Here is a 14,547-nt window from a genome sequence, read left to right on the forward strand (position 1 = left end):
CTATGATCGTACTTGGAATGATGAGCGGAACTAGCCTAGATGGCGTGGATTGCGTTTGGACCAAAGCTGAAGGGACATCTCAGGTAACGATGAAACTTCTAAAGCATAAATATGTGCCTTTTCCCAACGCTCTTCGCAAAGCTTTATTAAAAGCCACCATAGGCAAAGCTTCGTCCCACGAAGTGGGCGAACTTCACCACGCTCTCGGGCGCTTTTATGCAAAAGCAGCGTCGAACTCTACCTACAAAGCCCAGTTGGTGGGACTCCATGGACAAACTATTTTTCACCAAGGGACGAAAGCGACACTGCAAATTGGGGAGTCGACTTATCTTGCGAAAGTCACTCAATGCCCCGTCGTCTTTAATTTCCGTGCTGCAGATATCGCCTCGGGTGGCCAGGGAGCTCCGTTAGCGCCGGTGTTTCATAAATTTTTGTTAAAACCCTTTAGTAAAAACGGGGCCGCTTTTCATAATTTAGGAGGCATCAGTAATATCACTTATTTTGACGCCAAAAATTTTATCGCCTTCGATACTGGGCCCGCCTCAATACTGCTCGACGCATGGATCGAGTATAAAACTCGAGGTAAGAAAAAAATGGATCGCAACGGCGTATTGGCTCATCAAGGTTTGCCCGACAGTGCGATGCTTAATAAATTTCTTTCGCACCCCTTCTTTAAAAAGCCTTTTCCTAAAAGCTGCGGACGCGAAGAATTTAACTTAGATTTTATCAAAAAATATGGCGGCACTCGATTTGCGAAATTGAATCTTAAAGATCAATTGGCCACATTAACAGAGCTCACGGTTCAAAGCATTGCCGAGGCCTACGAGATGACACCGAAAACTCCCAAGACCATTTTTTTCTCGGGTGGAGGAGTTTACAATACGTACTTGATGAAGCGTTTAAAAATTAATCTTCCGGAAGTGGATGTGAAAACGTCTGCAGATCTAGGCTGGCCCGCCGAAACGATCGAGGGCGGAGCCTTCGCGCTTCTCGCCTACCTTCGCTATAAAAAAATCCGCGTGAACCTTTCCACCATCACAGGTGGAAAAGATGGATTGCACGGGCAAATTTGCGAATTTTAATGCTCTCGGAGTCCGTTGCGTTCGGCATTAATTCGACGCTCCACCTTGGTGAAGTTATCGAGTGAGTGAGCACCAGTGATTCCTCCAAGAGGACCATCGGAAGCCAAACCACGAGCTTGTAAGGCTTTGTCGGCTGCAATTTGAACTTGTTTATCGATGCCTTCGGAAGATTTCGTCGAAGGTGCGTTGTTATGATTGGCCATCATCGGACCACCACCGCCTCCGCCGCCGCGACCACCACCACTTCCGCCACCGCCGGCACCCGCGCCAAAATTAATACGTGGGCTGTTGTCTTTACCGATATCATCGCGAGCTCTGGAAGAGGAGGGAGAAATTCCGCCCGCACCGCCGAGGCCACCGCCCCCAGGACCACCACCGCCAAAGCCTTTTGAATACTCCAGGCCTTTTGCAGTTCCCGCTGCGGGATCATTCGCTGCCATCGCAAGATCGCCCTCTCCCGCCGCGCCTTCGCCATCACGATATCCGCCTGTCGTAAAATCGCTTGTCGTATTGTTGGCCGTCTGCGTACACGCCGGAGTTCCAGCTCCGGTTCCGCGACAACTTGTATCTTGAGCGGCAGTTTGTGGATTCTGTCCTTTGTCCTGTCCCATCAGTGCGGCTAAAAGTTGCATCAATGCCGCAAGCATTTTGCTCATGTCCATCTCGTTCTTTTTTGCAGCCTGCAAATTTCTCTGAGGTTCGCCTTGAGTGCATTCCTTGGCGGCAGCTAGACTTTGCTGCGCGAGTGCAGCCTGCATTTGAGCATTTTCCTGCTGAGCTTGTTGATTGCATTGGGTGCTACAGGTCTCGATGGATTTCTTACATTTGGCGCTATCAATATTTGATTTTGCCATCGCTGCCTGGACGCTCGAGATAGAATCTTGAGTTGTATTCGCTGCCCCTTGCCCGGTTCCACTGATGGCTGCAGAGCCGCCATCTAAAGCGACACGGGCTTGCTCTAACATGGCTGGAGAGCAATCTCTCTTCGCCGTCGCCTTCGCCTGTTGACACTGACCCGATGCATTTGCATGGAGATGTAACGTGAGAGGAATAATAAAAAATAAAAACTTCATACTAATGCCCCATTGCCTTACGTTCAATTTGCACGCGATTGTGAACCATTAAAAAAATATCGGATTGTGAAACACCAATTAATGAATCGCCATGTTGTTTGAAATATCCCGCCCAGGCTGCTGGATCGCGATCGATCGAAGTTCTTTCGGACTTCGCGGTGTTCGCGCCGGGAGCATTCGAAGGATCTCCGCCAACACCGGCCGCACTTCCACCACCACTGCCGCCACCACCTTCAGACGATGCGACATTGATCGGTGCTTTTTTGGCAGCTTCTGCCGCTCTTTTTTCAAATTCACTAGCGAATCGATCGGCATCACTCTGACTCATTCCCATTCCTTTGAGAGCTGCCGGATTTAAACCAAAGGCATTCGCTTGGCTTCCATTGGGACCTGTGATGGTGCCATCGGCGCCCACGGTATAACCTGCACCCGCCAGTTGACCACGAAGTGTATTCAGTTGGCCTTCGGCATTTGAACCTTCGGTCTCATTACCTGATGTGCTTGTCGTTGTTGTGGAACCGGGAGTGCCTGATCCTCCAGTAGACGCGACTCCTAAATTATTCTGAAGATCTTGGGCTTCATCTTTTTTACCTTTGGCAAAGGCAGCTAAAGCAATACCTGCGGCCATCATTACACAAGACATGACTTGTTTGGCCATACAACCGGGCAAACTCATTGCCGCAATCGCAGCACCCATGATCATTTTTGTATTGGCATCATCCTTTGCTTTTTGTGCCTGTTGAAAAGCTCCCGTTCCGTTACCGGTAAGCCCAGAAGTTCCAGCGGTTGATCCGTTAGAGGACTCACCGCGCGAGGAGGACGTTCTTCCTGGAGTTGTCGTTGTTGTGGTAGTGCTTCCGGTATTTACAGCACCGCCCGCACTCACCGCATCTCGATCTCCACGATTCGTCGAGGTCACCGCGCAAGTGATCGCAGTCTCACAGCCATTATTGGCCTGAGCCATCGGCTGCAAAGTTAACTGTAAGCAAACGGCTATGATAATTAGTTTTTTCATAGTCCCCCCGTCTTCTTATTCTATCGGAGTCTAGACTTAAACCCTTAATGATTTGTGAAAAGAATATCAGTTTGAAACACCAGGGTACCCGGTACCTTTTGCGGAGGCGATGTGTAAGAGGGCATTGCAATCCTTCTTACACATCGCATCCGCAAAAGGTACCGGGTACCCTAGGAGATTCCCATTTTGAGACAAAATATTTAGCGGGGAACTATTGCGAGATCATAGAACTAATCCGAGGGCGGATTAAGAATAGGGCCAACTACTCCGGGACCGCCTAAGGCAGCACTTACATTTTGCAGATAATTTTTGGATACGATTTTCACCGAGTATCCACTTCGTCCACCGACAGGACAGCCGCCCGGGGCCGGGAGAGCGGGGCTCTCGTCATCAGTTCTACCGACACATCGGCCAAAGGTGGAAACAGGAAACTCATAGTTGACGGCTTTATTTTGTGTCCAGCCCGTGAGCAATTGACTTGGATCATCTGCCAAATAAAACACACCCGACAAAGGCGCCACAGTTTGCGCCGCTTGGATTTGATTAACTACATTATAGCGCTGCCGATTTTGCGATCCCAAATCCGCGTAAAGCTCATTCCCGCTAATGAATGTTCTAAAGTTAGGTAAGTTGGGATTGACGTAGTTGTCATCATAGCGCGCTTCAATGGAATAATAAGTGAGATCAAATAGATCGGGAGCAATCGCCATCTGTTCCATCCGTCTCATGGATTCGGCGCTAATACTTCCGTTATCTCTCACTAGCGAATCTGCGTCGCTTTCAAAAACAGCAGGATTACCAATATGATTGTAATGAGCTAAAGCCATTCCGGGAACTAACGCCGCCTCATTATTTCCCGCAATAGTTATCCATCGAGAATGCATGATCGCTAACGCGTATTTAGAGTTCATTCCTAGCTGGTCTCCAGGATACTTCGAGTGATTCACGACGTTTCCTGCTGGATCGCCGGCGCCGATGGAACCGGCAATGGATCGTGCCGGAAGTAAAGGATCTGTGCGCTCAGTGCCTTGAGACGTGGCGGCTCCACTCGGCCACGATTTGGAATACCATGGACCGATTCGTCCCCCGAAAGGCTTTGCAAAAGCTTCCGCCTGGAGATTTACAGTTCCACCAAACGGCGCAAAGATTTTTCGAGGTGCACTTGTCACCCTGACGCGCATGTAGGGCATACACCAAGGGTTTTTTTCTATACCCATCGACACTGGCCCACCATTGGAGAATACGCTCGCTAGCTGACCATCCATTCCGCCATAATCGGCAACTAAAGTGCGATTTGCGGTTGAGGGTAAATTACTTCCGTCACCACTACTGCGCGCCTGAGTCGTACATGTATTATTCGCAAAATCCATGTGGACGTAGTAAGCCCGAGGAAAAATTTCGACCTTAGGAAAAACGAATGTGGGATCAGCGCAGGCCGCAGATCCGATTTCGCCATTCAAAGAATTTTGGAGAGTCATCGAATAACTCGTCTTTTGCGCGTAGGTGAGGTTTCTTTGTAACGTTTTTTCAACACCGGTTCTAATCGACTGACCTCGCATATCTACCATCTCATCGCCAGGCTTAACCAACTCTGCGGTCAGTTTATCAATCATGGCTCCTCTCTTATCCGCCTCCAATTGGTAAGCCGCAAGCCAACGTGCGAGCAAGACATAATTTAAAGCGCCAATCTGTCGGCACTTCAATGAAATCTCAGCAGACACCGCCTGCAAGAGACTATTTAAAGAACCGACTAACCCTGCTAATGGTCCTCCACCTGTTCCATTCGCTACTGGTGTGGAGAACTGGAAGAGATCTTTGCAAAGTGAAACCGTATCAGACCCTTCGGTATCTGCATACTCTTTCCATAACGTACTTCCCACACAAACGGCTGGCGGTCGTCGACCATTGGGCGGGTTAAAAAACGGCGTGGTCTCTTCACCTGGATTCGGGGGAAGAAATATAGGATGCTTTGTGAGCATTGTGGAAAAAGGAATACCAATGGCCGCCGATCCCGGAACGCGTAATCGAAACACCAACAATTTATAAGCTTGGCGAATTTGGTAATTAATGTGCGCAATCTGGTTGAGCAGCTCGGCTTGTCTTTGAGCTGCATAGTAAGCCGCGATGTCTGTGCTGTTTTGTAAATTGATTTTATCATGCACGACGAGACCGATGTTGATCACCATCGCAAACAAAACAAAAAGCACCTGAAAAATCAGAACAAGAAAAATAGACATTTGCCCTTTTTCAGAGCGAAAAATTGATCGGCGCTTCATGTAGAATTATTTTAGTACCGAATTTGAGTGTCGTCACTAGGAGACACTCATTAATTGACAGCTATCACCCCGATAAGACACCCTAGGGTATGACTTTGAACCTAAAATTAAAAATCATCACGACTTTCGTCCTACTGACCCTCTCTCACTCCGCATTCGGAGCTCTTTTTGAGGGGTACTACAAAGTGGTAATGGCAGGAACACCGCTCGGCTACGTGATCCAACGGTATGATCTCGATGCCAAAGACAAAACTTTTACTTCTACGTATTTTGTCTACACCAAAAGTAGCGATGGCTCTACGACCACCGAAAGTTTGAATGCAAAAGCCGACGACAAGCTATTGCCGCTTTCCTATCAGTTCACTCGGCTCGAGGGAAAAAATTCAAAGGTCATCGACGCGATTACAAAAAAAGATGGAAAGAAAAATAAATTTGTTATTAAAACCGTGGAAAACGGGAAAGCTTCCTCCAGAGAAGTTCCACTCACGGATAAAACATTTTTAAGTACTTTTCTTTCTCACCTGATGCTTAAAAATCCTAAAGGGATCCAAGTTGGTAATAAATATGCCTTCGAAGCTTTTGCGGAAGAAGATGGGAAACTCCAGGGGGGAGAAGCCTTCGTCAAGGAACAAGTCAAAGAAAAGGGCATGGATACCTTTCGCATCCTCTACAAAGTCAAAGGCGAAGAGTATGTCAACTGGATGAACATTAAAGGGGAATCGATCAAGGCGCACTTTCCCCACATAGATCTTACCTTAGAGTTGGTCGCAGATCCTAAAGAAGCGACTAAAGGATTCCCATCAAACGATACCAGCGTAAAATTACTGTTTGGTGACATCCCTAAGGGAACCGACAATATGTTGAGTAAAAAATAAAGTATGGCTTATTTACTCCGCCGTCTCCTCTCCTTGTTACCTGTCGTTTTTGGAGTGATGGCTTTGACATTTCTTTTAATCCATATGATTCCCGGTGATCCGATCGATATCATGTTGGGAGACTATGCGACTGACGCAGATCGAGCAGCTCTTTCGCGTGAATTGGGTTTAGATAAACCTCTCCTCTCTCAGTTTAAGGACTACGTTCTCAATCTCACTCGCCTCGATCTCGGACGCTCTTTACAAACACAAAGACCGGTTCTTCGCGAAATATTAAACCGACTACCGGCGACCCTCAAATTGGGGGGAGTCGCACTGGTCATCGCGCTCTGTGTGGGATTACCTCTCGGAGTTCTCGCCTCCATCTACAAAAGATCTTGGTTGGATCGCATGACGCTCGGTGGGGGAGTTCTTGCTTTATCGCTCCCGTCGTTTTGGACCGGACCCTTACTCATTTGGTTTTTTTCCCTCGAACTCGGATGGTTTCCTTTGGGTGAAGCCGATGAACCGTTAAGTATTGTTCTTCCCGCGATCACACTCAGTGTGGGGGTCACCGCGTTGATCATTCGAATGACGCGAACATCGATGCTCGAAGTGCTTCGAGAAGATTATATCCGCGTGGCGCGAGCGAAAGGCCTGTCTTTCTTTAAAATTTATTTTGTCCATGCCTTAACGAATGCCATGATTCCCATTTTAACACTGGTGGGAATTATGCTCGGCGCTCTTCTTACAGGCGCCGTAATCATCGAGACCATTTTTGACTGGCCCGGCTTAGGACTCCTTATCTACCAAGGTATTCAAAATCGAGACTACCCGCTGGTGCAAGGCTGCGTTTTATTTGTTTCGATGATTTATCTTTTAGCGAACTTTCTGACGGATCTCGCTTACGCCTACTTCAATCCAAAGATGAGGATGGAATAATGAGAGCCCTCCCCCTTTCCTTAAAAATTGGCGGCACGATTATTCTAGCGATGATACTGATCGCCGTGGTCGCTCCACTGCTATCTCCATTTGAGCCTCAGCAATTGGATCTGCAACGACGACTCGTTCCACCCAACTCCACTCATTTTTTCGGAACCGATCAAAATGGAGTAGATATTTTTAGCGCCATTCTTTACGGCGCAAGAATCAGTTTGCTCATTGCTATCAGTGTGGCCACCTTAACTGTGATCACCGGAATGATCATCGGCTCTGTGGCCGGCTTTATGGGCGGCTGGTGGGATATGTTACTCATGCGTGCGGTGGATCTCATCTTCGGATTCCCAGGTTTCCTATTGGTTCTTTCCATCGTAGCGTTTATGCAAGAGGCCTCGATTAAAAATATGGTCATTGCTCTCAGTTGCACGGGCTGGGCTTCCTACGCACGACTGGTCCGCGGCGAAGTTCTCCATCTGAAAGAGCGCGAACACGTCCTTAGCGCTAAATCCTTAGGGGCTCCCTGGTGGAGACTCTTAGTCATTCATATTTGGCCCAATCTCCTTGGCGCCCTCATGGTCCAAGTCTCGTTCAGCATGGCGGTCACGATTATCACCGAATCGAGCTTAAGTTTTCTGGGCCTGGGTGTTTCGCCGATGACCCCCACTTGGGGATCCCTCCTCAATTCGGGACGGCAATATTTGATAGAAGCCCCCCACCTTAGTTTATTCCCAGGACTATTCATTATGTTACTTGTCTTGGGATTCAATCTATTGGGTGATGGACTTCGCGATATCTTAGATCCCAAATCCGCAAAATAGCAAAACCTCCAGAAAACCTTCGATTCCTTGCAAGCCGATGAGGGTATGATAGGATAATGAGATCTGGAGTTCTTGAGTGATTGAAAAAATAGGCCAACAATTAATCATCGGAATCCAAGGCAAAACGCTTTTGGACGAAGAGAAAGAATTTATTGTTAAGTACAATATTGGTGGGGTCATTTTATTTGATCGCAATCTCGAGTCACCGGCGCAAATTCATGCGCTGGTTTCTGAAATTCAAGCTTTACGCCATAGAACTACCGATAAAACTCCCCTTTTTATTTCGATCGACATGGAAGGTGGACGCGTCCATCGTTTAAAGGCTCCATTTACCAAATGGCCTGCGGTCGCGCGACTCGGAGATAAAGGGTCTTCCACATTAGCCTTCCGCTTCGCCTTGAACATGGGCGAGGAGATGCGAGCTTTTGGAATCAATTTGGATTTTGCACCCAGCGTGGATATTTTTTCAAATCCTAAGAACACCGTGATCGGTGATCGAGCCCTGAGCTCCGACCCCGAAATTGTGACACAGCTGTCTTCAGCACTGGTTCGCGGATATATCAAAGCCGACGTGATCCCCTGCGGAAAACATTTTCCCGGTCATGGAGGAACAGAAATCGACAGTCACTTTGATTTACCCGTTTCACAGGATACTCTTAAATCTTTGGACGACAGTCGCGCTCTCGAGCCTTTTAAAAAGATTTTTAAATCGCGTTGTGAGCTCGTCATGTCGGCGCATATTTCTTTCCCGAAGATTGATGCTCAGTGGCCGGTGACGCTCTCTCCGACATTTTTACAGCAAATTCTTCGGGACGTTCTCCGCTATCGCGGTTTAATTATTACTGATGATCTCGATATGAAGGCTTTAGCCAAACATTTTCCCAAGGACGTGATTCCGGTGCAGGCCCTCATTGCCGGGGCGAATATCTTGCTTTATTGCAACGACTTTAACTCTCCGATGAAAGCCTTAAACGCGATCGCCAAAGCTCTCAAGGATAAGAAAATTCCTAACTCTCTCATCGATCGAAACTATTCTGATATCCTTGCTTTTAAAAAGAAACATCTCGTCGCTCCCTACGATCCATTCCCTTTAGATAAAGCCCTGGAAGTCCTAGATCGAAAAGACCATAAAGATTTTTCACAAGCTCTCGCCTCTGGGGACGTGGAAAAGTACCTTCATAGCGCTAACGAAGAATAAGCTAGCGAAACATTGCAGTTCCCTGGGAGCTAAGCTAAATCCTGGCCATGCTATTCATCGGTTTCCTTTTTGTGGGCTTCTTTGTATCCAGCGAAGACCTTCCCCGGCAAAACATTATAAGCACCGAATGGAACGAAGACTTTTCCGAAAGAGTTTTTTCTTCTCCCGCTCACAAGCTCAAACTCGATAACTTCCAAAGAACCTCGCCCTCATTCGAAAATATTTTTTCTCGTTCTTCATCCATTCAATCTCGCAATTCGGGCTCACCCGGAGTTTCGATTCGTGGTTCCGCGCAGGCCGGCCGCGTTTTATTTTTACTCGATAATATACCGCTCAATCTTTTAGATGGATTTGGAGGATCTCCCCTTTTTGTTCCCACCGAAATTATCAGCGACGTTAAAATGATCGAAGGTCCTTCGTCGACGGCCTATGGCTCCAACGCCATGGGCGGCACTCTGCACTTTATTCCCGAAAAATTAAATTCTCCTCGCCTCAACTTAGGAGTGAGTGACAGCGACGGCTCCATCACCTCTTCTCCGGTCACTACGGCTCATGTCAGCGCCGTGGTGCCCGTCATTAAAAATGATCGGCATTACGTTCAAGTCAGTGGCCGCGGAGATCACGATCGAGGAGATTTTCGCTACGAAAGAACCAATGACGAAAAAAGATCTCGCACGAATAATAGCAGCAAACAGAATCGTTGGACTCTGTACGGACAACATAACTTTGAAGATTATAAAATTTCGGAGTTTTTACTCTACACACATTTAAACAAGGCGACTCCGGGTCCTGAGCCTTCGCCTTTTGTTACCGATGAGTCGTCCGATGCACTTCTCGCCGCCACCCACTTTGATAAAAAGATTTCGCAGTGGGGGCGTTGGAACTCTCGATTGAGTTACGCGAGAATGCAGTCCGAATTTTTGGATTCATCGCGCGCCGATGCGCTCTCGGATAAAATTTGGACGAGTCATAGCTTTTCTGTAGCAATTCTGGATTCACTGATGTCGCAAACTTTTATCGAAGCTTCGCGGAACACCTACAAAGCCTCATTTGCCAACAATCAACTTTACGATCGCAATGAATTCGATCTTGCACAAATTTTTGTATATCGATTAACTTCGGACTTAACAATTGAGCCGAGTTTTCGCCACGCCTTTCGCTACAAACGAGGTACGGCTTACTTCCTCGTAAAGTACGATCTCTCACAGGACTCTCATCTGTGGACCAGTTATGCCGAAGGATATCGTCCTCCGTCATTGATCGATCTGTACGCGAATACTCCGTACTACCAAGGGAACGACGAACTCCGTGCAGAATCCTCTCGCCAATTCGAATTCGGAGGAGCGTGGGAAAACGCACCGATCACCGCAAAGTCGTCTGTCTTTTTTACGAACTATCGCAATCTCATCCAATCCTCTAATGTGAGCCCTGGCGTTTCGACGAAAGTCAATTCGGGTGAAGCGAGAGCCTCGGGGATTCATTCCGTGCTTAAAAGCGAATGGCAAAGATGGGCTTGGACTTTTGATCACTCGTTACTTCTTACTCGCGAGGTCGGCCGAGGTCGCGAAATTTTGTTTTCGCCTCAGCACCAATTCTTTACGATGCTGAGCTATCGGCAAAATTCTTGGCAGATGCACTTGCAACACACGTATTGGTCTGAATTTGAAGACAACGATTTCTTTTCTGGAACGAGAATCAATTTAAGCGCCTGGAATGGAACTGATATTCTCTGGGAATACAATTGGAGCGCGAAAATGTCGACGCTTTTAGGAATCTACAATATTTTGGATCACCGAAGAGAATTGAACTTTGGATATCCGGAGCCACAAAGAAGAGTGGCTCTGAATCTAACGATCGATTTCTAAAAAATTATTTTTCGTCACCAAAAAGTTGAGCGCGAGAAGGAGTCGTTCCTTTGTTACGAAGAGCTGCTTTTCTTTTTGCTCCGCGAGCTGCTGTTTTTCTTTTGCGACGTAAGCTGGTGCGTTTTGTAGCTGAAGCCATTGAGAATCTCCTTCAATTAAGTATGCAGTGAGTTATCAAAGGTCGAGCCATATGTCAATGGAGTGAGCATCCCCAATATCTTGCCGAAATTCATGTTGATAGGAGTAGGCCGCCCTCAAACGGGGCCCTTCCCAGCCTAGGCCCACCGTATAACGGTTCTCGCGGCGATAATCATCCAGACTGAAGCCGGCGCGCAGCCTAAAACTTCCTCGGGACATGGTCTCTGCCCCAAAATGGTAGGACATGCGATCTTCGGGATTGGCTTCGTAGTAGTAATAGGCGTCGCCGCGAAGCTTGATATATTGCGTAGAAAACTCTCCCCCCACTCCAGTGGCGGGCATGATCTTAGACTCTAAGAAGACAGCTTCGTCTTTGGACCCGAACACCGCCTTCGAGAGAACTCCAAAGGAAAACGCGTCGGAAACGGCCCAAAGGAAACTCACATCCGCATTTTGCTGACTGTAGTCCTGACCTACTCCCAAATCCGTTTTGGTTTTATAAAGTGCCACTCCCCCCGCAAATCTTTCGGAGAGCGGAAGGGCTAATCCTAAGCGAAAAGCGTGCTCTTTAACGTCAACTCCATCATATTTTTTGTACTTATAGTTAAAAGATCCGGGCATGATCCCGCCCGGCATCGAATCCGCGAGTGTCACTCCGTACTGATCCAGCTCTGAAGAGCGGAGTTCACCGCGATAGTAACCCGCACCAAAATAGTATTGCTGAAAGGTCGCTAGCGCTGCCGAGTTTAAAGCCGCCGCATCCACGGGGTTTCGCCCTGCGATTCCGGATCCCCCCATCGCATCAACGGTGGGACCCACCTGAGCCGAGGACACTGAGATCAAACTTATCGAAAACAAAAAGGATAATAAGTATTTCAACATGGAATGATGTTAGAAGATCCGTACCCAACTGACAAGAAGGTTCCAGGTACCTCAATGACAAAAGAACCAACTGCTGCACAGTTGGTTCTTTTGTCATTGAGGTACCTGGAACCTTTGGAACTATTCGGTTTTGTAGCAGATGCTTGCAAAATGGGGACAAACTTTAAGACGACTGACGGGACCCACCGTGCCTGGCGGTGAACCATCTGGAGGCGGTTCACGTATAAATGTACCGTCGGGATTCGTACGATTGGATTGGACGTCGGGGCTACACTCTTTGTTAAAATCATATTCAATATTATTCGTGAGCTTAGTCACCGCGGTGTCAATTCCATAGCAGCTACCATTGGTGTAACGCTTAGGAACAATACATCTCTTTTGTAAGTTAATATACCAGTCAGAAACGGGTAAGGAGCGACGAGCAATCTCGAGAAGAGCCGGCGGATTCGCTACCGTATCCGAGTCGTCGGCCAGTGTGCAAATGTTGGAATCGATGATCCCAATGTCCTCCGGAAAAACAATCATCAACTGCATCGTCTGCGGACAGGTCCATGCCGACTGCGCCGTTGCTGGACTGGCTAAATCAAATTCTTGAACTGTCGACAAAATTCTTTTCGGAACTTTTAAATGCGGTACGCCGGAAAACGAATGCAAAAGAGGATTCGGTTGCTTAAAAGTGACTCTTAAAGCGGTCCCAAAACCCACATTCGAGGGAATGACTGAGGGCTCATCTTCGTCGTCATTTTCATCTTTAGTGTAATTGTAGGGCGTTCGTAACGTCTCCGGCTTTGCAGGATCGACAAAGCCCGCGACCAAAACGCCCCCGCCGGTTGTGAGAAAGTTTCTCGTATCTTGAGCCAGCTTCTCACCGTCGTTAAATTCCAAAGTGCCCTCGAAGTATGCATCGATATTAATTCCACCCGCCGCCCAGTAATTCAACCAGCCGGGTTGAGGAAGTGTTAAAAGTGAGGCTAACATCTCCGAGCTGCTGATCACACCGAAAGTATAATCATAATCTTCACCTTCGAGACCATCTCGGCTGTTATTAGTAATAAACATTCTCTGTAGCGAGCCTTGCTTGCGCAGAGAGAATTGAATACGAGTGTTTTGGCTCGCGAGATCGTCCTGCAACTCCATCATCTTAATTTCGTTTTTTTCGCGTCGGAGATCGTAATTAAATTTATCGGTGATGCGAAGTCCAGAGGTATCACCATAGGCACCTGCTCTAAATGTAAAGAACACTCCGGGATCGTTCGGAATTCCGTTCTGCTCAGCGCAGGACATGTAAGCGACTTGATCTAATTTGAGTTGATACGGGAAATCGTATTGATTGGATTTGTTATACAAACTCCCGGTTTGTTCATTCCCGCAGTTTTGATATAAAAGAAGCGGCGATAATGTCAGAAAGCTCAAAAGAGCCATCGAAATTCGCTTTTTCATGAATCCCCCAGAACGTGCCATAACAATAAAATCATAGCATACTCGGGATTTTGGGATTGATAATAATGAGTTTTTGTTCCAGATTGAGACGATGCGCCCTATACGAAAAGCCATAATCCCCACCGCTGGTCTAGGTACAAGATTTTTACCAATTACAAACTCGGTACCTAAGGAAATGCTCCCGATCGTCGACGAACCTTTGCTTTTACATGTGGTTCGCGAAGTAGCGATGGCTGGAATCGAAGACGTCATTCTCATTGCCGGTCGAAGAAAAACGGCCATTGAAGATTTCTTCGATCGTCATGTTGAACTCGAAGAAACATTAGCTCGAACCGGCAAGTTGGATCTGCTCAAGCAACTGAGCGACATCCGAAACATGGTCAACATCATCAGCATTCGTCAGAAAGAAGCGTTAGGGCTAGGACATGCGGTTTATGTGGGTCGACATATCGTCGGTGATGATCCCTTCGCCGTTCTTCTTGGTGATGAACTTATGATTCCATCAACTCCGACAACTCCATCCGTCACTAAACAGTTGGCCACCACTTACCAAGAAACAGGTTTATCAACCGTGGCGATTATGGAAGTGCCGGCTGAGGACGTGTCGAAATACGGCATGATCGCAGGGACTAGGGAAAATGATTACATTCGCGTGTCTGATGTGGTTGAAAAACCCTCGCTGGAAGCCGCGCCCAGTCGCTGGGCTTTACCGGGTCGCTATGTTTTTGACGCGAAAATCTTTAGCTATTTAGAAAACCTTCCGGCTGGAAAAAATGGTGAGATCCAATTGACTGACGCTATGGTCAAGCTCGCAAAGAACGAGGGCCTTCTGGCCCGATTCTTTGATGGGATACGCTATGACGCCGGCGATAAATTAGGTTATGTTATCGCCAATATTGAAATGGGTATGAAACACCCACAGATTGGTGAAGCCCTTAAAAAATATCTTCGCCAGCTCAAACTGTAA

At 47.5% G+C, this 14,547-nt stretch carries 12 protein-coding genes; 7 read left to right on the forward strand and 5 right to left on the reverse strand.

The annotated features are described in order from the left end of the window. Positions 1 to 2 precede the first annotated feature (2 nt). Complete coding sequence (locus K2Q26_02505; protein MBY0314362.1) at positions 3 to 1,082, forward strand: anhydro-N-acetylmuramic acid kinase; 1,080 nt, start codon at positions 3 to 5, stop codon at positions 1,080 to 1,082. On the opposite strand, the gene K2Q26_02510 is transcribed toward K2Q26_02505, so the two are convergent. From K2Q26_02510 to K2Q26_02520, 3 genes are all read right to left on the reverse strand, one after another. Further along, positions 1,079 to 2,155, reverse strand: a complete 1,077-nt coding sequence (locus K2Q26_02510; GenBank protein ID MBY0314363.1) for a hypothetical protein — start codon at positions 2,153 to 2,155, stop codon at positions 1,079 to 1,081. The genes K2Q26_02505 and K2Q26_02510 overlap by 4 nt on opposite strands. 1 nt (position 2,156) lies before the next feature. After that, on the reverse strand, positions 2,157 to 3,170 hold the full coding sequence (locus K2Q26_02515) for a hypothetical protein (GenBank protein MBY0314364.1): 1,014 nt from the start codon (positions 3,168 to 3,170) through the stop codon (positions 2,157 to 2,159). 230 nt (positions 3,171 to 3,400) lie between these two features. Then, positions 3,401 to 5,407 (reverse strand): hypothetical protein, encoded by a 2,007-nt coding sequence (locus K2Q26_02520; protein MBY0314365.1) that lies wholly within the window; start codon positions 5,405 to 5,407, stop codon positions 3,401 to 3,403. 134 nt (positions 5,408 to 5,541) lie between these two features. On the opposite strand from K2Q26_02520, the gene K2Q26_02525 reads away from it, so the two are divergent. The 5 genes from K2Q26_02525 (at position 5,542) to K2Q26_02545 (ending at position 11,120) form a co-directional block, all read left to right on the forward strand. After that, positions 5,542 to 6,321: a hypothetical protein gene (locus K2Q26_02525; protein ID MBY0314366.1), complete on the forward strand. Its 780-nt coding sequence runs from the start codon at positions 5,542 to 5,544 to the stop codon at positions 6,319 to 6,321. A gap of 3 nt (positions 6,322 to 6,324) precedes the next feature. Next, on the forward strand, positions 6,325 to 7,242 hold the full coding sequence (locus K2Q26_02530; protein ID MBY0314367.1) for an ABC transporter permease: 918 nt from the start codon (positions 6,325 to 6,327) through the stop codon (positions 7,240 to 7,242). Then, the gene (locus K2Q26_02535) at positions 7,242 to 8,057 is read left to right on the forward strand and encodes an ABC transporter permease (protein MBY0314368.1); all 816 of its coding nucleotides are present in this window, start codon (positions 7,242 to 7,244) and stop codon (positions 8,055 to 8,057) included. The genes K2Q26_02530 and K2Q26_02535 overlap by 1 nt, the downstream gene beginning before the upstream one ends. 76 nt (positions 8,058 to 8,133) lie before the next feature. Next, positions 8,134 to 9,255, forward strand: coding sequence for a beta-N-acetylhexosaminidase (nagZ, locus tag K2Q26_02540; GenBank protein ID MBY0314369.1), 1,122 nt, complete (start codon positions 8,134 to 8,136; stop codon positions 9,253 to 9,255). 47 nt (positions 9,256 to 9,302) lie between these two features. Further along, positions 9,303 to 11,120 (forward strand): TonB-dependent receptor, encoded by a 1,818-nt coding sequence (locus K2Q26_02545; protein ID MBY0314370.1) that lies wholly within the window; start codon positions 9,303 to 9,305, stop codon positions 11,118 to 11,120. 174 nt (positions 11,121 to 11,294) lie between these two features. On the opposite strand, the gene K2Q26_02550 is transcribed toward K2Q26_02545, so the two are convergent. Continuing rightward, positions 11,295 to 12,101 carry a hypothetical protein gene (locus K2Q26_02550; GenBank protein MBY0314371.1) on the reverse strand — a complete coding sequence of 269 codons (807 nt, stop codon included), beginning with the start codon at positions 12,099 to 12,101 and terminating at the stop codon, positions 11,295 to 11,297. Between the two features lie 159 nt (positions 12,102 to 12,260). Then, positions 12,261 to 13,580, reverse strand: coding sequence for a hypothetical protein (locus tag K2Q26_02555; GenBank protein ID MBY0314372.1), 1,320 nt, complete (start codon positions 13,578 to 13,580; stop codon positions 12,261 to 12,263). Between the two features lie 91 nt (positions 13,581 to 13,671). On the opposite strand from K2Q26_02555, the gene K2Q26_02560 reads away from it, so the two are divergent. Further along, positions 13,672 to 14,547, forward strand: a complete 876-nt coding sequence (locus K2Q26_02560) for a UTP--glucose-1-phosphate uridylyltransferase (protein MBY0314373.1) — start codon at positions 13,672 to 13,674, stop codon at positions 14,545 to 14,547.

The organism is Bdellovibrionales bacterium, assembly GCA_019750295.1.
Lineage (GTDB): Bacteria > Bdellovibrionota > Bdellovibrionia > Bdellovibrionales > JAGQZY01 > JAIEOS01.